The organism is Hyphomonas sp. (assembly GCF_041398465.1).
Classification (GTDB): Bacteria; Pseudomonadota; Alphaproteobacteria; order Caulobacterales; family Hyphomonadaceae; genus Hyphomonas.
Window position 1 is genome coordinate 1157552 of record NZ_JAWKUS010000001.1, and the last position, 20121, is coordinate 1177672.

The window sequence follows — 20121 nt, forward strand, 5'->3', positions numbered from 1 at the left end:
CCTTGTCGCCGCGGACTGAACAGGAGCGGCACATGGCTGGAGTCGTAGTCGTAGGCGCCCAATGGGGCGACGAGGGCAAGGGCAAGATCGTCGACTGGCTTTCGAGCCGGGCGGATGTGGTTGTCCGGTTCCAGGGCGGGCACAATGCCGGCCACACGTTGGTGATCGACGGCAAGGTGTTCAAGCTGGCCCTTTTGCCGTCTGGCCTGGTGCGCGGCGGCAAGCTCTCCGTCATCGGGAACGGCGTTGTCGTCGACCCCTGGCATATGCTGACCGAGATAGAGGGCATTCAGGGGCAGGGGGTCGAAGTCTCGCCTGAATCGCTGGTGCTCGCGGACAATGCGGCCCTCATCCTGCCCTGGCACAAGGACATCGATGCCGCCCGCGAAGGCGCACTCGGCGCTGCCCAGATCGGCACGACCAAGCGCGGCATTGGCCCGGCCTATGAAGACCGTGTCGGCCGCCGTGCGATCCGCGTGGCAGACCTTGCAGACCCGGCCGCGCTCGACATGAAGATCGAGCGTCTGCTGGCCCATCACCGGCCGCTGCGCGCAGGGCTCGATCTGCCCGAGCCGGACGGTGCGAAGCTGAAAGCGGATCTGCTGGAAATCGCCCCGAAGATCCTGGCCTATGCCCAGCCGGTCTGGAAGCTGCTGGACGAGCAGGTGAAAGCCGGCAAGCGCATTCTGTTCGAAGGCGCGCAGGGCGTGATGCTGGACGTCGATCACGGCACCTATCCGTTCGTTACCTCTTCCAACGTTGTGGCGGGCAATGCCTCGGCCGGATCAGGGGTCGGTCCGGGGGCGATCTCCTACGTGCTGGGCCTTGCCAAGGCCTACACCACGCGCGTCGGTGCCGGGCCTTTCCCGACCGAGCAGGACAATGAGATTGGCGAACGTCTGGGTACGGTTGGCCGTGAAGTCGGCGTGAACACAGGGCGGGCCCGCCGCTGCGGCTGGTTCGACAGTGTCATGGTGCGTCAGGCCTGTGCGACCTCGGGCGTCAACGGCCTCGCGCTGACCAAGCTGGACGTGCTGGACGGGTTCGACGAGATCAAGGTCTGCACGGCCTACAGACTGAACGGGCAGGAGATCGACTACTACCCCGCTGGCCTGACGGATCAGGCGGCGGTGGAGCCGGTCTACGAAACCATGCCGGGCTGGAAAGGCTCGACCGCAGGGGCCCGTTCCTGGGCGGACCTTCCGGCCGAAGCGGTGAAATATGTCCGCCGCCTCGAAGAACTCGTCGGAAAGCCCTGCGCGCTCGTCTCCACCAGCCCGGAACGCGAGGATGTTATCCTCATGCGTGATCCGTTCGAGGGTTAGGCGGGGCCGTAGGCCGCGATCGACAGGCTCACTTCGCCATCATCATTGAAGATGAAGGTCTCCGCGACCTTCTCTTCGCGATGATTCGTGTAGAGAATGGTTACGGCGTCTGATCCGACGAGCACATTGTCGATCGCGAAGAACAGGGACCGGGCCCTTGAAAGGGCCTCGGTCCAGTAGGTCTGCAGCGCTTTCTTTCCGTGGACAGTGTTTGCGTCATTCCCCATCACCAGCGCGATGCGCGGGCTGTGGAAGACGACGTCGTCGGCATAGTGCGACAGGATCCGGTCGATATCTCTGTCGTTCCATGCCGACAGCCAGTCATCGGCAAACTCTTCCGCGAAAGCGCGGCTCAGCATGATCAGCTGGCCTGGCCGTTCACGGCAAGCACGTCTTCCACCGTCCGCAGGCCCGGCTTCGGAGAGGTCACGAGGACGGCCATGTTGCCCGGCAGGTGCTTGTTATCCAGCATCTTCTCGTGTGCCGCCGGAATGTCTTCCCATGGGAAGACTTCGGACATGCCCGGGTCAATGCGGCGGTTGATCACCAGATCATTGGCGGCGGACGCCTGCTTGAGGTTCGCGAAGTGGCTGCCCTGCACGCGCTTCTGGCGCATCCAGAGGAAGCGCGCATCCATGGTCAGGTTGAAGCCGGTCGTCCCGGCACAAATGACCACCATGCCGCCGCGCTTCACGACGAAGACGGAGACCGGGAAGGTCGACTCGCCCGGATGTTCGAACACGATGTCGACATCCTTGTTGCCGGTGATCTCCCAGAGCGCTTTGCCGAACTTGCGGCTCTCGCGCATATAGTCCTTGAACTCCGGACCGTTCACCGTCGGCAGCTGGCCCCAGCAATTGAAGTCCTTGCGGTTCAGCACGCCTTTGGCGCCGAGGCTGAGTACGTGCTCCTTCTTGTCGTCGCTGGAGACGACACCGATGGCGTTCGCACCAGTGACGGCGCAGAGCTGGACCCCGAAACTGCCAAGACCGCCCGAGGCGCCCCAGACGAGCACGTTGTCAGCCGGCTTCACGATGTGCGGGCGGTGGCCGAACAGCATGCGGTAAGCGGTGGCGAGCGTCAGCGTGTAGCAGGCGCTTTCTTCCCAGGTCAGGTGCTTCGGACGCGGCATGCACTGGCGGGCCTGAACGCGGCAGAATTGCGCGAAGGAGCCGTCCGGCGTCTCATAGCCCCAGATACGCTGGGACGGGGAGAACATCGGGTCGCCGCCATTGCATTCCTCGTCGTCGCCGTCGTCCTGATTACAGTGAATGACGACTTCGTCGCCCGGCTTCACGCGCTTCACCTTGCGGCCAACGGCCCAGACGATGCCCGCGGCGTCGGATCCGGCAATGTGATAGTCCTGCTTGTGGACGTCGAACACGGACACAGGCTCGCCCAGAGCGGCCCAGATGCCGTTATAGTTCACGCCAGCGGCCATCACGAGCACCAGCACTTCGTCGGAATCGATTTCCGGCACCGGCACCTGTTCCAGCTGCATGGCTGTGGCCGGACGGCCATGGCGCTCGCGCCGGATTGCCCAGGCGTACATCATTTTCGGAACGTGGAATTCGGGCGGAATCTCGCCCAACTCATAAATGTCTTTGACTTCCCGGCTCATGGCGGAATGCCCTCCTCCTTTGTACTTTCTGCAAAAAACCCGGTGGTGCGATCTTGGTGCAGCTTCACAAGGCCCTCGGCGCGCGTCACCTTGGCGTCATGGATGCCCCGATGCAAGTTGTTTTGTTGCGGTGCACAATGACAAGTCTCAGGAGCGTGACAAAAATGACAATCGGCCGGACCGTCTATCTGAACGGAAAATTCTGTCCTGTTGAGGATGCAACGATTTCCCCGTTCGACCGGGGGTTCCTGCTCGCGCACGCCGCCTATGAAGTGACGTCGGTATATGATGGCCGGTTCATTGACCTTGAAGGGCATCTTTCGCGTCTTCGCCGCACTCTGGAGGGCATATCCATCCCCAATCCATACAGTGATGAGCAATGGGCGGAAATCCATTCCGAGCTGATCGACAAGAACGGAATGGAAGAGGGGACGGTCTATCTTGAGGTGACGGCTGGAGACTACGGCATGCGCGATTTCGCCGGGCCAGAGACGTTTACGCCGACTGTATTTCTTTACAGTGACGCCCGCCCACTGATCGGGGATCTGGGCCGGGACGGGATCAGGGCGATTACGCTGGGCGATACGCGCTGGAAGCGGCGTGATATGAAGACGGTCCAGCTGCTGTCCCAGGCACTGGCTTATCGCGCGGCGCGTGAGGCGGGGGCGGAAACCGCCTTCATGGTTGAAGACGGCCTTGTGACCGAGGCGGCGTCAGCCAATGCCTGGATCGTTGATGCGGATGGCAAGCTGATCACGCGCGAGCTGTCCCATTCGATCCTGCCCGGCATTACCCGGGCGGGGATCGTCTCGCTGCTCAAGGCAGATGGGCTGGAAATCATAGAACGGGCTTTCACACCGGAAGAGGCAGCCTCGGCGACTGAAGTCTTCACGACGTCATCGGGCGCCATCGTGGCCCCGGTTGTTGCGCTTGATGGAAAGCCTGTCGGTGACGGCAAGCCGGGGCCCGTGACCCGGCGGATTCAGCGCCTCTATTATGAAGCGATGGGGGCCGATGTTGCGGCGGTCGCACCGTGGGCGCTCGGCTGAGGCCCACGACCCGACCGGATCCTGATGACAAGAATGATGCTGGCCAGCGCCAGCGTGACCGCGTTTGCCAGAATGATCGGCATGGCGCCGAGCGAAATCCCGTAAACGAGCCATGCCGCCACGCCGGCCGTGAACATGGCATACATGGTAACGGAAATGCCTTCCGTGCGCTTCGTGCGGATCACGAGGATCGCCTGCGGAACGAAAGAGAGCGTGGTCAGGACCGCAGCGATGGTGCCAATCAGGTCTGTCATGGGTCGTGAAGCTCCGGGAGAACGACGCTTCTTATCCCAAATCGGACGGAGTGGGGAGCGGTGGTTTACGCCATATGTTCCGCGTCAGCGCTCATCGGGGGCTGAAAATTCACCCTCGATGATGTCGTCGGGTCCGGTACCGGGGCGTGTCCCAGGCGCGAATGAGGCATTCAGCTGGGTCGCCACGATATTCACCTGTCCCATCGCCATACGGGCGCTGGCCAGGTTCATCAGATAGGCCGCCAGCGTTGTGCCGCCTGCGATCAGCAGGTCCGGCCAGCCAAAGCCGCGAGCGAGCGACGTGTCGCGGAACAGCGCCAGTATGCCGAGTGTGATGATGAATATGCCGAGCAGAAGCCCCGTCCGCGCGGCAAAGCCCGGCCAGAAAGCCCCCGGATCCGGCAGGCGTGTTTCGCCCGCGGCGCGTAGAAGTCGGATGCGCTCGATCCAGGACGCCAGCATCATTCCGCCTGCGAGCAACAGCAAGACCAGAAAGCTGCGCTGGGCGATGGCGGCAAGCATCGCCGCTGCTGGAAACGCGAATAGCGAGGCCAGCCGCAAGCGAAGCGCCAGTTGCAGGGAGCCGGGTGAAAAGTCCCCTGTCGGACCACCGGGAGAAGCGTGTATCATATGGCATATGTGGCCCTGCCCGCCTGCGGCCGCAAGACGCTCCATCCGGTGTCTTGTCAGCCCGGTTCCGGGAGGGCATGTTGCGCCGCAACATAAAATCCTGCGTTGGGAGGCGCATGCCCCATGGCTGACACTCAGACTTCATTCCAGCACAATCCCGACCGGCCGTGGATCTTCCGCACCTATGCCGGCCATTCGACCGCGAAGAAGTCGAATGAGCTGTACCGGATGAATCTGGGCAAGGGTCAGACGGGTCTCTCCATCGCCTTCGACCTGCCCACGCAGACAGCTTATGACGCTGACCACATCCTGGCGCGCGGCGAAGTCGGCAAGGTCGGCGTACCGGTCAAGCACCTTGGAGACATGCGCGAGCTGATGGCCGAGCTGCCGCTGGAGCAGATGAATACGTCCATGACGATCAATGCGCCGGCGTCCTGGATGCTCGCGCTTTATGTCGCCCTGGCGGACGAGCGCGGCGACGACCGCAAGAAGCTGCGCGGCACGACCCAGAACGACATCGTCAAGGAATACCTCTCGCGCGGCACCTATGTGTTCCCGCCCGAGCCGTCGATGAAGCTGATCTCCGACATGGTGACCTGGTGCTACACCGAGGTGCCGAAGTGGAATCCGATGAATGTCTGCTCCTACCATTTGCAGGAAGCGGGCGCGACGCCGGAACAGGAACTCGCCTACGCCCTCGCGACGGCGATTGCCGTGCTCGACACAGTCAAAGCTGGCGGTAAAGTTCCAGAAGAAGACTTTGAAATTGTTTTCGGGCGCATCTCGTTCTTCGTGAATGCGGGGGTGCGTTTCGTTACGGAACTGTGCAAGATGCGTGCCTTTGTGGAACTCTGGGAGGAGATCGGCCGGGAACGCTACGGTGTCTCCGATCCGAAAGCCCTGCTGTTCCGCTACGGCGTTCAGGTGAACTCGCTCGGCCTGACCGAGCCGCAGCCGGAGAACAATGTCTATCGCATCCTGATCGAAGCGCTGGCCGTGACGCTTTCCAAGAAAGCCCGGTGCCGCGCGCTGCAGCTACCGGCCTGGAACGAGGCGCTTGGCCTGCCGCGTCCATGGGACCAGCAATGGTCGCTGCGCCTGCAGCAGATCCTCGCTTACGAAACGGATCTCCTCGAATACGAAGACCTGTTCGATGGCAGCCATGTGATCGAAGGCAAGACGGATGAGCTGAAAGAGCTCGCCCGGGCCACACTCGCGGAAATCGATGCTCGCGGCGGGGCGACCAACTCCATCGACTTCATGAAGGAAAGCCTCGTCGGTGCACATATCGAGCGTGTGAAGGCAATTGAGTCCGGTGACCTCACCGTGGTTGGCGTGAACCGCTACACCGAAACGGAAGAGAGCCCGCTGGGCGGAGGCGACGGTGCGATCCAGACGGTCGATCCGGCCGAAGAAATGATGCAGGTCCGTGAACTGACGGCCTGGCGTGCGAACCGTGACAATGCCGCAGTCGAAGCCGCTCTTGCCGATCTCAAGGCGGCGGCCCAGGAAGGGACCAATATCATGGAACCCTCCATCACCTGCGCGAAGGCTGGCGTTACCACCGGTGAGTGGGGTGAAGCGATGCGCGACGTGTTCGGTGAGTATCGTGGGCCCACCGGCGTGGCCGTTGTCATCAGTTCCGACAGTAATGAAGACACTGAAGCCGTCCGCAAGGAAGTCGACCGCGTGTCCGAGGCACTCGGCCGCCGCTTGACTTATGTGCTCGGCAAGCCGGGCCTCGACGGCCACTCCAACGGGGCCGAGCAGATCGCTGCGCGCGGACGCGAGGTCGGCATGGATGTCGTGTATGAAGGCATCCGTTTTGCCCCGAACGAGATTGCCGCGCAGGCGAAGGAAGCCAATGCCCATGTCGTCGGCCTGTCGATCCTGTCTGGCAGCCACCTGGATCTCGTCCGCGAGACGCTGGCGGAACTGCGCAAGGTCGGCCTCGATAATGTACCCGTCGTGGTTGGCGGCATCATCCCGCCGGAAGATGCCCAGGCCCTGCGCCAGATGGGCGTTGCCCGCATTTACACGCCGAAGGATTTCAAGATCACCGGCATCATGGGCGACGTCGTCGGCATCGTGGAGAAGGCCTGGCTGGTCGAGAACTGAGCCCTGTCATGTTCTTGCCGCTTGTGCTTGTCTGCGGGCAGGCATAAGCGGCGGAAAATTCTGACAGAGGCACACGGACCATGCCCCACTCCAACCCGTTCGAACTCGGCTGGGAAGAATGGCTGGCGCTGCCAGACTTGGGCCTTCCTGCGATCAAGGCGAAGATCGATACGGGCGCAAAGACGTCCGCGCTGCATGCCAGCGTGATCGAACCGTTCGGCCCGGTGACGAACCCGCAGGTGCGCTTCCTGATCCAGCCCGACCCGAACGATCCGGCCCTGGAAGTGACCTGCTCCGCTGCCGTGGTCGACCGGCGTGAGGTGACGAGTTCCAATGGCGAAACCGAGCTGCGCTACGTGATCCAGACCGAAGTGCAGATGGGCGAGCGGCGCTGGCCGATCCAGCTGACGCTGACCAACCGCGAAAACATGATGTACCGCATGCTGTTCGGGCGCGGCGCCATGCAGCCTGACATGGTGGTCGACCCGAACGAATCCTTCCGCATGCCAGAGCTCTCCTACAATCTGTACAAGGGTCTGCCCAAGAAGAAGCCCGTGAAGCGCCCACTCCGGATTGCGCTGCTGACGCGGGAACCGAACAATTATTCCAGCCGGCGATTGGTCGAGGCGGCGCGGGAGCGGGGGCACGTCATCGAGACGATCGACACAGCCCGCTGCTACATGCAGATCGGCACGCTGGACCCGCAGGTCCATTATGACGGCAAGGCGCTGCCGCGATACGACGCCGTGATCCCGCGTATTGGCGCCAGGATCACAGACTATGGCATGGCCGTACTGCGTCAGTTTTCGAATACGGGTGCCGTCTGCCTGAACGGGGCCGGAGCCATTGGCCGGTCACGCGACAAGCTGCTGGCACAGCAGCTTCTGGCGCGGGCGAAGATCGCCATGCCGGTGACCGCCTTTGCGCACAGCCCGAAGGATACGAAAGACCTGATCGGTCTCGTCGATGGGGCGCCGGTGGTGCTGAAGCTTCTGACCTCGACGCAGGGGCGCGGTGTTGTACTGGCCGAGACGCGCAAGGCGGCCGAAAGCCTGGTCGATGCCTTCCGCGGGCTCGATGCCGATTTCCTTGTGCAGGAATTCGTGGAGGAGGCCGCCGGTGCGGACGTGCGCGCCTTCGTGATCGGCAACAAAGTGGTCGGCGCGATGAAGCGGCAAGCGCAGAAGGGGGAGTTTCGCTCCAACCTTCACCGCGGCGGCACGGCCTCCAGCATTCGTCTGACAGCGGAGGAACGGGAAACGGCCCGCGCCGCCGCGAAAGTTCTGGGGCTGAACGTGGCGGGGGTAGACCTGTTGCAGACGAAAGAGGGGCCCAAAGTGCTGGAGGTCAATTCCTCGCCGGGTCTCGAAGGCATCGAGAATTCCACCGGCAAGGATATTGCTGGCAAGATCATTGAGCATTTGGAGCGTCAGGTTCGGCCCCTTTCCAGCGACCGTGAGCATGTGACGCGCAGCAATCGCCGGATCAACGTGAACTGAACAGCTTCCCCTTCTCGGTGATCAGGATGATCGTGAGGGAAGAGAGGCCAAGGCAGACAAAGCCCAGCATGAGCGGGATCGTGGACCCGTTGTATTGGCTGCCGATCAGCATGCCGATCAGGCTGGAGACGGTTGTTGTTGCAAATCCATAAGCAGCCGATGCCGTTCCGGCGATCGAGCCCAGCGGTTCCATGGCAAGTGCCGAAAAATTCGATCCAAGCAAGCCGAAGCAGGCGAATGTCAGGATGAACAGCGGATAGAACCACAAAAGGTTCTCGCCCAAGAAAAAGGTGATCATTGCCGACAAGGCAGACAGGCCTGTGAACAGGAACAGGGCCGAATGGCTTATGCGCCGCATGCCGATCTTCTCGACGAGCCGTGAATTGGCAAAATTGGCCACGGCCAACATGCCAGCGATCCCCGAGAACCAGAGAACAAAGTCCTGACCGCGGCCGAAGACTTCCCGGAAAACCTGTTCCGACGTCGCGATGAATGAAAAGAGGGCGCCGAAAACAATGCCGGAGGCGCACATATAGCCGAAAGTGACCGGCGTGCGGATCACCTGCCCATAGGCGCCAAGTGCATTGCCGAGGTTGAGCGGACGACGGTTTTCTGCCGGCAGGGTTTCCGGCAACCGCGCCCAGGTCCAGCCGAGCATGCCAATTCCGAAAACCACCAGCGCTCCGAAGATCCATTCCCATGGGGCCACCAGCAGGATGGCCTGCCCAACCGCCGGGGCGATAATCGGGATGATCATGAAGATGGTCATGACCAGCGACATGAACCGGGCCATCTGCCGCCCGGCAAACAGGTCGCGTACGATGGAGACCGCCACCAGCCGGGCACCGGACGAGAACACACCTTGCACAAATCGCGCGGCCAGCAGCGCGTGGAATTCCCGCAGCGTGATGCACAGCGATGCCATGACGATGTAGCCGATGAGGCTGACAAAGAGCGGGCCGCGCCGCCCGAACCTGTCGGTGATCGGCCCCCAAAGGATTTGCGGGGCGCCAAATCCGAGGATGTAGGAGAAGATGATCAGCTGCTGGCGGTTATCGCTCTCGACGCCTTCTGCGGTGAGCCCGACAGCATGAGCGATCTCATTCAGGGCGGGCAGCATAATATCAATGGCCAGCGCGTTCAGGGCCATCAGGCCCGCAACCATCACCACCATTTCCATCTGTCCCGGAACCTTTCGGCCGGGCAGCGTCTCGGGCGTCGGTGCCTTTGTTTCAGAATCGGGCACCGCGTGCGCCTTTCGAGCCGGTAAGTTTCTGGGAAAGGCTATCTGGACCCGTCAGACCATCATTACCAGAGCTGTGGGCAGAAAACTGTCACACGGGACACCTGACCGCTTTGATGGGCGGCAGGCCTGTGGCCATGCTTTTAACGAGGAATGCGGAACCCGGTCAGGATTCGGGGCGTACAATATTGCCGGACAGGTTCATGATAACCTGGTCGGCGTCAAAGTAGGCCGCATCGTCTGGTTTGGGGCCTTTGCCCATCAGGATCTCAGCCGAAGCGATATAGCGCGTCGACTCCCTGTATTCTGCCGGTCCCCAATAAGGGTCGTAATAGCCCCAGCGTGGCCAGAACGGATCCGCATAATAGGGCCTGCGATAATAGGCAGAGCGTCCACCGAAATAGTAATAGTCTAGATAGAAGTGATCGTAGAACGGGCTGTAAGGGCCGCCACCCCTGGGCACGAGGCGGCTCTCGGCATCCGTGTCGCGATGCACGACCCGGAAATGATCATAGCCGTTCAGTTTGGTCAGTTCCGCGGCGCGGTAGAGCAGGTAGGTTTCGACCGTCTTGCGGTCCGTCAGGCTGTTGCCGGCAAACTGGACGCGGAAGCGATTGTTTTCGATTTGCTGTTCCGAATAGCCCCGGCTGGAGGAGTCCATAGCGGCCTGGTATGGCGTCGCTGTCGCGCAGGCGCCGAGCAGGGCGAGCGCTGCAATTGCAGCAGGGAGAACAAGTTTCCGCATCTGGGAGTACCTCCGGCGCACAGTAATTTGAACATAATATATGGATCGTTGAAGCTGAATGCCAGTTGAACCATGTCGCAGCCAGCAGCTGAGAGGATGACGATATTGTTATGTTTTCCGTTTCGTCGGTACGCCCAGATTTTTGTGAATAGAAAAAGGGCGGCCCGGAGGCCGCCCTTCAATCAAATAGCGTGTTGGCTGGATCAAGCTGCCTTGTAGCCGATCACCGCCTTGACCTCGAGGAATTCCTCAAAGCCTTCCTCGCCCCATTCGCGGCCATTGCCCGACTGGCCATAGCCGCCGAACGGTGCCGTGAAGTCCGGACGCGCGCCGTTGACCTGGATCTGGCCGGCACGAATGCGGTTGGCGACCTTGTTCGCTTCATCCTCAGGACCCTGAACATAGCCGGCGAGGCCGTAGACCGTATCGTTCGCCATGGCGATGGCGTCTTCCACGTCTTCATAAGGCAGGATGCACAGCACCGGTCCGAAGATTTCCTCGCGGGCGATCGTCATGTCATTGGTGACGTTCGCGAAAACGGTCGGGCGGGCGAAGTAACCCTTGTTGAAGCCTTCCGGACGGCCCGGGCCGCCAGCGACGAGGGTTGCGCCTTCCTTGATGCCGGTTTCGATCAGGTCCTGCACCTTCTGGTACTGGTTGCCGTTCGAGATCGGACCGATGGCGCCCGGCGTTGCCTCTGCCGGCATCATGACCTTCACGGATTCCGCAGCGGCCTTGGCAATCGCGATTGCCTGGTCCTGCTGGTCCTTCTGCACGAACATGCGGGACGGGGCGTTACAGGACTGGCCGGAATTGGTCATCATCTGGATGACGCCGCCAGCAACGGCCTTTTGCAGGTCTGCGCTCGGCAGGACGATGTTCGGGCTCTTGCCGCCGAGTTCCTGCGCAACGCGTTTCACGGTCGGGGCTGCAGCCTGCGCCACAAGCACGCCAGCGCGGGTGGAGCCGGTGAAGGACATCATGTCCACATCCGGGTGCGCGGAGAGCGAAGCGCCGACGCCCGGACCGTCGCCGTTGACGAGGTTGAACACGCCTTTCGGCACGCCAGCCTCGTGCATGATCTCGGTCAGGATCATGGCATCGATCGGGGCGATTTCAGACGGCTTCAGAACCATGGTGCAACCTGCAGCGATGGCCGGGGCCACTTTGCAGGCGATCTGGTTGATCGGCCAGTTCCAAGGCGTGATGAAACCGCAAACGCCGATCGGCTCTTTGCGAAGAAGGGTCGTGCCCTTCACTTCTTCCCATTTGTAGTTCCGCAGGATCGCAGCAGTCGTTGCGAAGTGGCCCATCCCGGACGGAACCTGGGCGGCATTGGCCAGCCACATCGGGGCGCCCATTTCCGTTGATACGGCTTCAGCCAGTTCCGGCAGACGAGCCTGAATGCCAGCTGCGATCTTGTCGAGCAGCTCGGCGCGGTATTCCACGGTCGTCTGTGAGAAGGCCGGGAAAGCTGCCTTGGCGGCGGCCACAGCCTTGTCGACGTCTGCCTGTGAGCCCAGCGAGATCACGGCGAAGTTCTCTTCAGTGGCCGGGTTCTCGACTTCGAGCGTCTTCGGTGTCACGGGATCGACCCATTCACCGTTGATGTAGAATTTCAGATACTCTTTCATGCCGCTCGGGCCTCCCTCCAAAGGTGTCAGACTACAATTAAGTATAGGGGCAGGGCCCGCGAGCCGCGAGTCCTTACCCGACGATATGTCCACTTTGTCACCGGCCATCAGCCGTGAACATTGTCCACATCATAGGCGGCGATGGTCGCGAGGTTCACGATATCGCCGACGGTCGCGCCCAATGAAGCGATCTGCACCGGCTTTTCCAGGCCCAGCAGCATCGGACCGATCACAGTGGCGCGGCTCATCGATTCCAGGAGCTTGGTCGAAATCGATGCGGCGTGGATGGCTGGCATCACGAGAACATTGGCCGGACCGCTGAGGCGCGAGAATGGGTACAGCATCCAGTGGTTCGGGTTCAGCGCGACATCCGCTGACATGTCACCCTCATACTCGAAATCGATGCCATCCATCTTGTCGAGAATGGCGACAGCCTCACGGACTTTCTCACCCCGTTCACCCATCGGGTTGCCGAATGTGGAATAGGACAGGAAGGCGACACGCGGGATAAAGCCGACCGAATGAACGGCGCGCGCCGCTTCGATGGCGATGTCGGCAAGTTCCGGCCCGCCAGGCAGTTCGGTGACGCTGGTGTCCGCGATGAAAACGGTCTTGCCGCGGTTGATCACCATCGACATGCCGATGACAGCCTGACCCGGAATCGGGTCCAGCACCATCTGGGCGTCTTTCAGGGCAACGTCATAGTTGCGGGTAACGCCAGTGACCATGCCGTCGGCATCGCCATTCTTCAGCATGCAGGAGCCGAAAATGTTGCGGTCGTTGTTGACGAGGCGTTGGACGTCCCGCTTGAGGTAGCCCTCGCGCTGAACGCGGGCATACAGCATGTCCGTGTAGACCGGATTGTTGTCCGAAAGGCGGGCATTGATGATTTCCAGCGAACCGGCCGGAACACCCATCATTTCCATCGTCTGCTCAACTTGGGCTTCGCGGCCGATCAGGATCGGATGGCCAAGGCCCTGGTTCTTGAAGCTGTATGCCGCGCGAACGACTGCTGGTTCTTCACCTTCCGCAAACACGATCCGGCGCTGGACTTCCTTGCAGCGGGCTTGCACGCCTTCAAGAAAGGCGGCTGCAGGATCCGACCGGCGTTTCAGCTGGGCGCGATAAGCATCCATGTCCGCGATGGGTTTGCGGGCGACGCCTGTGTCCATGGCGGCCTGCGCCACAAAAGGCGGGACATGAGAGATAAGACGCGGGTCAAACGGGGTCGGGATAATGTAGTCCCGCCCGAAGGAGGGGCGCGATCCGTGATAGGCCGCCGCCACTTCATCCGGCACGTCCTCACGGGCGAGTTCTGCCAGCGCGTACGCTGCCGCCACCTTCATCTCTTCATTGATGCTGCGCGCCCGCACATCAAGAGCGCCGCGGAAGATGTATGGAAAGCCGAGGACGTTGTTGACCTGGTTCGGATAGTCGGACCGCCCGGTTGCGATGATGGCATCATCGCGCACCGCCTTGATTTCTTCCGGAGTAATTTCCGGGTCCGGATTGGCCATGGCGAAGATGATCGGGTTCGGCGCCATCGCCTTGACCATGTCCTGCGTCACTGCCCCCTTGGCGGACAGGCCGAGGAATACGTCGGCGCCTTCCATTGCTTCGGTCAGGGTCCGTTTGGCGGTCTTGACGGCGAAGGCGGATTTGAACTGGTCCATTCGCTCAGTGCGGCCTTCATAAACGACGCCCTTGGAGTCGCACATCAGGATGTTTTCCGCCTTCACGCCGAGGTGACGGATCAGACCGGCACAGGAAAGACCGGCAGCGCCCGCGCCGGAGACAGCCACTTTCACATCTTTCAGGTCACGTCCGGTGATGTGGCAGGCATTGATCAGGCCAGCTGCCGCGATGATGGCGGTACCATGCTGGTCGTCATGGAAGACCGGAATGTCGAGCTCTTCCCGAAGCTTGCTTTCGATGATGAAACAGTCCGGAGACCCGATGTCTTCCAGGTTGATGCCGCCCCAGGTATCCCCGATATTGCGAACAGTACGGATGAAATCTTCCGCGTCCTTTGTGTTCACTTCGATATCGATACTGTCGATATCGGCGAAGCGCTTGAACAGGACGGACTTGCCTTCCATCACCGGCTTGGAAGCCATGGGGCCCAGGTCGCCCAGGCCGAGAATGGCAGTGCCGTTCGAGATCACGGCGACCATGTTGCCCTTGGACGTATAGTCGTAGGCCTTGTCCTCATCTTCCGCGATGGCGAGGACAGGCACAGCGACGCCCGGGCTGTACGCCAGCGACAGATCCCGCTGGGTACCCATGGGCTTGGTCGGCGCCATGGAGATCTTGCCGGCGGTTGGTTTGGAATGGAAATCGAGGGCTTCCTGATCGGTGAAGCTTGGGCGCTTGGACGTCATGACTTGGGGTCTGTTCTGCGGTCTGTTTTGGTTCTCGTTTGGCGCCGGACCCTAGGCCGCGCCGAAGGGACTGCCAACTGCCTAAATGACCGAAAAGCATGCCATTTCAGTATGGCTGGCCAGATGCTTTGCGAATCCCCCGGCAAACGGCTAGCGTCCGCGCGACATGGCTGACACTGCAACCTCCTCTCCTGCGAGCAAGACTTCCGCGCCGACCCCGTTCATGGCGCAATATCTTTCCATAAAAGCGCAACAGCCCGATGCGCTTTTGTTCTTTCGCATGGGTGATTTCTACGAACTGTTCTTCGACGACGCTGTCGAGGCTGCGCGGATCCTCGACATCACGCTCACCTCGCGCGGGGAACATGAAGGAAAGCCCATTCCGATGGCCGGTGTGCCTTATCACGCGGCGGAAGGCTATCTTGCCCGTTTGATCAAGGCCGGATGCCGGGTCGCCGTGTGCGAACAGACAGAAAGCCCGGCCGAAGCAAAGAAGCGCGGCACAAAAGCGATCGTGAACCGGGAAATTGTACGGATCGTCACGCCTGGCACCCTGACGGAGGAGGCGCTGCTGCCCGCCCGTCAGGGGCAGGCGCTGGCCGCCATCGCTTTGGGGGCAGGGGGCAGCGAAGGGGCCATCGCCGTCTGCGACGTGTCGACCGGCACCTTCGACGTCGCGGCGGTCGAACCGGCTGCGCTCGCCGACATGCTGATGGCCTGGCCCTTGTCGGAATTGCTGGCCGCAGATGCTGACAGCGGCAAGCCACCGATCATCTCGGCCACCGCAGCTTCTTCGGCACCGGTCACGTGGCGGCCCGCGCGTGCGGCGACGCACAAGACCGGAGAGGCGCTGTTGAAGGAAGCCTTCGACATCGCTGCCATCGATGCGCTTGGAGATTTCAGCCGTACCGAGCTTTCCGCCATCGGATTGCTGCTGGACTATGTGAAGCTGACGCAGGCTGGCAGCGAAATCCGGCTGGACCCGCCAAGGCGGCCGGACCCTTCCGGGCATCTCTCAATTGATCCGGCGACGCGGGCGAGCCTCGAGATCGACCGCGCCATGAATGGTGGCCGGGACGGCTCGCTGCTCGGCACCGTCGACCGGACGGTCACTGCCCCCGGCGCGCGCCTGCTGGCAGCACGGCTCGCGCGGCCTTCTCTGGACAGGGCGGAGATCGAGGCGCGCCTCGACGCGGCGGCATGGTTCGAGGACGACACATCTACTTTGGAAGATGTTCGTGCGCGGTTGCGGCAGGCGCCCGATCTGGAGCGTGCGCGGACGCGCCTCAATCTCGGCAGGGGCGGGCCGAGGGACCTGCTCGCCATTGCCAATGCGTTGCAGGCTGCCAGCGATTGTGCGGGTCTGTTGAATCAGACTGGCACTTTGCCCGAGCAGCTGGCGCGCGCCTGCGAACAGCTTGATCTTTCGGAGCAGAGCGGACTTGCGGAACTCGCCGGGGACACGGCGCGCGCCATCAAGGAAAGCCCGCCAACGCTGGCCCGCGATGGCGGGTTCGTCGCGGCAGGATGGGACAAGGCGCTGGACGATGTCCGGGCGCTCAGGGACGACAGCCGGAAGATTATTGCGGAGATGCAGGCGCGCTATGCCAGCGAAACCAGCATTGCTGCATTGAAGGTCAAATTCAACAACGTACTCGGCTACTTTGTCGATGTGCCGGCAAAGCATGGCGACACGCTGATGACGCCGCCCTGGTCCGAGACTTTCATTCACCGCCAGACGCTTGCCGGTAATGTCCGCTTCTCGACCAGTGAACTGGCCGATCTCGCGGGACGCATCTCGCGTGCGGAAGAAGAGGCCAAGGCGCGGGAACTGGCGATCTTTGATGAATTGTCCGCGCGGGTATCCACCGCAAGCGCTGACTTGTCCGCAAGCGCCGGGGCGATTGCCAGCCTCGATGTTGCAGCGGCCACGGCAACTTGGGCTCTTGAAGCTGATGCTGTCCGTCCACGGATTGAAGATGCGCCCATTTTCGAAGCAGATGCCCTGCGCCATCCGGTGGTTGAGGCCGCGCTCAAAAAGGAAGGACAGGGCTTTACCGCGAATGCCCTGACGCTCGATGCGAATGGTGCGGAAGCGCCACGTCTCCTGCTTGTGACCGGACCGAACATGGCGGGTAAGTCGACGTATCTGCGCCAATCCGCGCTTGCGGTCATTCTGGCCCAGGCCGGACTTTTCGTTCCGGCGCGCAGCATTCGGGTCGGTCTGGCAGACCGCGTGTTTTCGCGCGTCGGAGCGTCTGACGACCTTGCACGCGGACGCTCGACCTTCATGGTCGAGATGGTCGAAACCGCGGCCATCCTGACCCAGGCGACCAGGCGCAGTTTTGTGATCCTCGACGAAGTCGGCCGGGGCACATCGACCTGGGACGGTCTCGCCATTGCCTGGGCTGCGGTTGAACATCTCCACTCGGCAAATGGTTGCCGGGCGCTGTTCGCGACGCACTATCATGAGCTGACCAATCTTGCAGACGACCTGCCGGGCGCGGCGAACGCATCGCTGCGGGCGAGGGAATGGAAGAACGACCTCGTCTTTCTGCATGAAGTGCAGCCAGGGCCTGCAGACCGATCCTATGGCGTACAGGTCGCGCGGCTGGCTGGCCTGCCGAAAAAGGCCGTCGCCCGGGCAGCCCAGATTCTGAAGCGTCTCGAAACCGATCCTTCATCGGCGGAAACCCTGCCCCTGTTTGCGTCGGCTCCCCTGACCGTCGAAGAAGATGCGGAAGCACCCGTCTTGTCCGGGGCAGGCGAGCGGGTTGCTGCTTTGCTGGACACGGTCGATCCGGACTCCCTGACACCGCGGGAAGCGCTGGACCTGATCTACAGGCTGAAGGATGAAGCCCGGGAAACGGACTGAGCTCAGTTCGATTTCTCAAGCGCTTCGAGAATATGGATCGCCGCCTGAAGGGACCGGTCGTCCTCGATCCGGTCTATCAGCCGTTTGCCATCACGGCGCAGGCCCAGAATTTTCAGGTCCCGCTCGGCTTTCTGGGACGCGGGCAGTTCGATGACGAATGGCTCATAGAAGAAGTCGATTGGCTTGTTCAGCGCGATGGCCACATCCCGCAGGCGTCCGGCGGAGAGGCGGCTCTGACCGGATTCATATTTCTGGATCTGCTGGAAAGTGACCCCCAGCAAGGAAGACAAACTCTCCTGTGTCAGGCCAAGTTCCCGTCTTGCCTGTCGCACTTTCTGGCCCACGAAGCGGTCTGCATCGGTTGGTTTTCGCGCCTCGTGGCCGTTCGGATTGGCCAAGTTGGGCATTTCTGGGCTTCCTGATTCTGTGTCCGGCAATCGAATTGGTATGCAAACACCGGGCCACTGACAACCTAGGCGTGCAAAAATAGGGCGCCATAAATGGAATACTTGTATCAGAAATGGAAAGCCGCAGGCGTGACCTGCGGCTTCATCCGGGAATTTTGTCGAAAGCCTGGGAATGCGATCAGTTGGGATCGAGGCGGATGATATCGTCATCCTCATCCGCTGCAGGCTCATCTTCCTCGCCTATGAAAATGGGGGCGGGCACATCCTTGTTGAAATCCACCGAGCCAAGTTGGTCAGATCCGATCAGTCGCGGCTGATCGGATGCGCCACCGAGGTTCAGGTTCAGGGTGCCGCCTGGAACAGATGTTTCATCGACCGATCCAGGAAGAGAAAGGTTCAGCGTGCCGGAAGGTTCCTGAACCGCTACCTGATCGGTGGTTTCTGAAGCGGTTTTCGCATTCGACTCCGAACAAGCGACGCCGGCAAAAGCGACTGAGGCAACGGCGAGGACGGTCATAAGTTTCATGTTCATGCCCCTGATCTTGTCCCTGAGACTAGCGCCCTGCAAGCCTCTCCTGCACAGAGTCCCAGAAAATGGCAGGGATATCAATGCCGCTGAGTTTCTTGATCGCCTGAACGCCGGTTGGTGACGTGACATTGATCTCGGTCAGGCGTCCGCCGATCACATCGATGCCCGTCAGGACCAGCCCGCGCTTGCGCAGTTCCGGGCCGATCGCGTCGCAAATACGTTTGTCGGCATCGCTGAGATCGGATTTTTCCGCCGTTCCGCCGACCACAAGGTTTGAGCGGACCTGACCGGTTTTCGGGCGCCGGTTGAGCGCGCCGACGGCCTTGCCATCGACCAGCATGATTCGTTTGTCGCCTTCGCTGACTGCCGGCAGGAAGGCCTGCACCATGACGGGCTCGCGGGATTTCGAGAAGAACAGCTCCAGTAGAGAGTCGAGATTGGAATCGTCTTCCTTCAACCGGAATACGCCGGCACCGCCATGACCGTAGATCGGCTTGACGATGATATCCTTGTAGCGATCGCGGAAGTCCTCGATGGCGGCCGGGTCCCGGCTGACCAGGGTTGGGGGCATCAGGTCCGGGAACATGAGTGGCAGGATCTTTTCCGGGCTGGACCGCACGCCGGCCGGATCGTTCAGCACCAGCGTCTCGCCGGAGATGAGTTCCAGCATGTGGCAGGCCGTGATGTAGGAAAGATCGAAGGGCGGGTCCTGGCGCATCAGGACGACGTCGACGTCTTTTGCGAGATCCAGTGTTATCGCTTCGCCGAAAATACCGGGTGCGCCGGGAACCCGCTGGACCTTTGCCGGACGTACCCGTGCGGTCACGCGCATGCCTTCGAGGCTCATGTCCTGCGGGCCGTAGACGAAGATCTCCATGCCGCGGGCCTGTGCCGTTTCGGCAAGGGCAAAAGTGGTATCGCCGTCGATTTTGACGTGCTCAAGCGGATCCATCTGGATCGCGACGCGAAGATTCATGGGGCGCTCCCGGTTGCAGGAACGCGGGCAGGGCGTCCCGTCAGTAACTTGCGCCGATCAGCTCGGCGTCTGACCCATATGAGGTATCGGGGACGTTTTGGTAAGAGGTGGGCTGGCCCTGCAGTTCCGGTTCGGGGTCGCGGACTTCCGGTTCGAGCAGACGGACATAGGAAACGACCTGTTTCACGCCGGAAACGACGCTTGCCTCTTCAGCGGCCTTTTTCAGCTCTTTGGCGGTACGGGCCGTTCCCATGAGGTACACGATGCCGTCATAGGTCTCGATGTTGAAGTTGACACTTTTCACCGTTTTGGAGCCGATCAGCCGGGCCCGGACGCGGCCCGTGATGACTTCGTCGGAAACATTGGCAATGAACCCGCCGGGCGGTTCAATCTTGATCTCGTTCGCCACATCCTTCGTCAGGGCGGCGCTCCAGGCAATGCCCTCCGCCTTGACCCGGTCTTCCGGGAAATTCACCCGTCCGCTCAGCAGGACGAGGCCGTTGGCGACCTCAACATCCACTTCTGAGAATTTTTCTGTGTTCTCCGACAGAAGTTTCGCCTTGATCTGGTTTGACACGTTTGCGTCATCCAGCGCCTGTCCCATCGTTTTGTCCTGCACCGCCGTGATCCCGACGGCACCTGCAGTCCCGACCGCGGCAACCACGCATCCTCCCAGCGGCAACACCAGTGTCATGGACAGGACGAAGGCGGGGATGGGGGATTTCATAGGCAACTCCGGAACGTTCGAACGACGGTAGCGGCTTCTATACGCGCGATAGGGCGAAATTCTGGCAAAATGACCGGTTGCAGCCCGGGAGCTGCAGCAGTCGCACCG

General features: G+C 61.5%; 17 protein-coding genes. 5 read left to right on the forward strand and 12 right to left on the reverse strand.

The window, feature by feature from the left end:
- Positions 1 to 32: 32 nt before the first annotated feature.
- A complete protein-coding gene (locus tag R3C98_RS05805) occupies positions 33 to 1325 on the forward strand; it encodes an adenylosuccinate synthase (protein ID WP_371313168.1) in 1293 nt (430 codons plus the stop codon).
- Here R3C98_RS05805 and R3C98_RS05810 read toward each other — a convergent pair.
- A complete protein-coding gene (locus tag R3C98_RS05810) occupies positions 1322 to 1684 on the reverse strand; it encodes a nuclear transport factor 2 family protein (protein ID WP_371313169.1) in 363 nt (120 codons plus the stop codon). The two genes, R3C98_RS05805 and R3C98_RS05810, sit on opposite strands and share 4 nt — an antisense overlap.
- 2 nt (positions 1685 to 1686) lie before the next feature.
- Positions 1687 to 2946: a crotonyl-CoA carboxylase/reductase gene (gene ccrA, locus R3C98_RS05815; RefSeq protein WP_034761576.1), complete on the reverse strand. Its 1260-nt coding sequence runs from the start codon at positions 2944 to 2946 to the stop codon at positions 1687 to 1689.
- 164 nt (positions 2947 to 3110) lie between these two features.
- On the opposite strand from ccrA, the gene R3C98_RS05820 reads away from it, so the two are divergent.
- Positions 3111 to 3995 (forward strand): aminotransferase class IV, encoded by an 885-nt coding sequence (locus R3C98_RS05820; RefSeq protein WP_371313170.1) that lies wholly within the window; start codon positions 3111 to 3113, stop codon positions 3993 to 3995.
- Here R3C98_RS05820 and R3C98_RS05825 read toward each other — a convergent pair.
- Positions 3941 to 4249 carry a SemiSWEET transporter gene (locus tag R3C98_RS05825; RefSeq protein WP_371313171.1) on the reverse strand — a complete coding sequence of 103 codons (309 nt, stop codon included), beginning with the start codon at positions 4247 to 4249 and terminating at the stop codon, positions 3941 to 3943. The genes R3C98_RS05820 and R3C98_RS05825 overlap by 55 nt on opposite strands.
- A gap of 84 nt (positions 4250 to 4333) precedes the next feature.
- Entirely contained in the window at positions 4334 to 4771 is a 438-nt protein-coding gene (locus R3C98_RS05830) for a hypothetical protein (RefSeq protein WP_371313172.1), read from the reverse strand.
- 231 nt (positions 4772 to 5002) lie between these two features.
- Here R3C98_RS05830 and R3C98_RS05835 point away from each other — a divergent pair, with 231 nt between their 5' ends.
- Together R3C98_RS05835 and rimK are read left to right on the forward strand one after the other, a co-directional pair.
- Positions 5003 to 6997 (forward strand): methylmalonyl-CoA mutase family protein, encoded by a 1995-nt coding sequence (locus tag R3C98_RS05835; protein ID WP_371313173.1) that lies wholly within the window; start codon positions 5003 to 5005, stop codon positions 6995 to 6997.
- Positions 6998 to 7077: 80 nt separating this feature from the next.
- Positions 7078 to 8496: a 30S ribosomal protein S6--L-glutamate ligase gene (gene rimK / locus R3C98_RS05840; protein WP_371313174.1), complete on the forward strand. Its 1419-nt coding sequence runs from the start codon at positions 7078 to 7080 to the stop codon at positions 8494 to 8496.
- On the opposite strand, the gene R3C98_RS05845 is transcribed toward rimK, so the two are convergent.
- The 4 genes from R3C98_RS05845 to R3C98_RS05860 form a co-directional block, all read right to left on the reverse strand.
- Positions 8483 to 9742 (reverse strand): multidrug effflux MFS transporter, encoded by a 1260-nt coding sequence (locus tag R3C98_RS05845; protein ID WP_371313175.1) that lies wholly within the window; start codon positions 9740 to 9742, stop codon positions 8483 to 8485. The two genes, rimK and R3C98_RS05845, sit on opposite strands and share 14 nt — an antisense overlap.
- Before the next feature lie 163 nt (positions 9743 to 9905).
- Positions 9906 to 10484 (reverse strand): hypothetical protein, encoded by a 579-nt coding sequence (locus tag R3C98_RS05850; RefSeq protein ID WP_371313176.1) that lies wholly within the window; start codon positions 10482 to 10484, stop codon positions 9906 to 9908.
- A gap of 203 nt (positions 10485 to 10687) precedes the next feature.
- Entirely contained in the window at positions 10688 to 12118 is a 1431-nt protein-coding gene (locus R3C98_RS05855; RefSeq protein WP_371313177.1) for an aldehyde dehydrogenase family protein, read from the reverse strand.
- 107 nt (positions 12119 to 12225) lie between these two features.
- Positions 12226 to 14499, reverse strand: a complete 2274-nt coding sequence (locus tag R3C98_RS05860) for an NADP-dependent malic enzyme (RefSeq protein WP_371313178.1) — start codon at positions 14497 to 14499, stop codon at positions 12226 to 12228.
- A 166-nt stretch (positions 14500 to 14665) separates the two neighbouring features.
- On the opposite strand from R3C98_RS05860, the gene mutS reads away from it, so the two are divergent.
- Positions 14666 to 17374 carry a DNA mismatch repair protein MutS gene (mutS, locus tag R3C98_RS05865; RefSeq protein ID WP_371313179.1) on the forward strand — a complete coding sequence of 903 codons (2709 nt, stop codon included), beginning with the start codon at positions 14666 to 14668 and terminating at the stop codon, positions 17372 to 17374.
- Between the two features lie 2 nt (positions 17375 to 17376).
- Here the strand turns inward: mutS and R3C98_RS05870 are convergent, their stop codons facing one another.
- The 4 genes from R3C98_RS05870 to R3C98_RS05885 form a co-directional block, all read right to left on the reverse strand.
- Positions 17377 to 17781, reverse strand: coding sequence for a helix-turn-helix domain-containing protein (locus tag R3C98_RS05870; RefSeq protein ID WP_371313180.1), 405 nt, complete (start codon positions 17779 to 17781; stop codon positions 17377 to 17379).
- Positions 17782 to 17959: 178 nt separating this feature from the next.
- Positions 17960 to 18307 (reverse strand): hypothetical protein, encoded by a 348-nt coding sequence (locus R3C98_RS05875; protein ID WP_371313181.1) that lies wholly within the window; start codon positions 18305 to 18307, stop codon positions 17960 to 17962.
- A 28-nt stretch (positions 18308 to 18335) separates the two neighbouring features.
- On the reverse strand, positions 18336 to 19286 hold the full coding sequence (gene gshB, locus R3C98_RS05880) for a glutathione synthase (protein ID WP_371313182.1): 951 nt from the start codon (positions 19284 to 19286) through the stop codon (positions 18336 to 18338).
- 40 nt (positions 19287 to 19326) lie between these two features.
- Positions 19327 to 20013: a BON domain-containing protein gene (locus R3C98_RS05885; protein WP_371313183.1), complete on the reverse strand. Its 687-nt coding sequence runs from the start codon at positions 20011 to 20013 to the stop codon at positions 19327 to 19329.
- Positions 20014 to 20121: the final 108 nt, after the last annotated feature.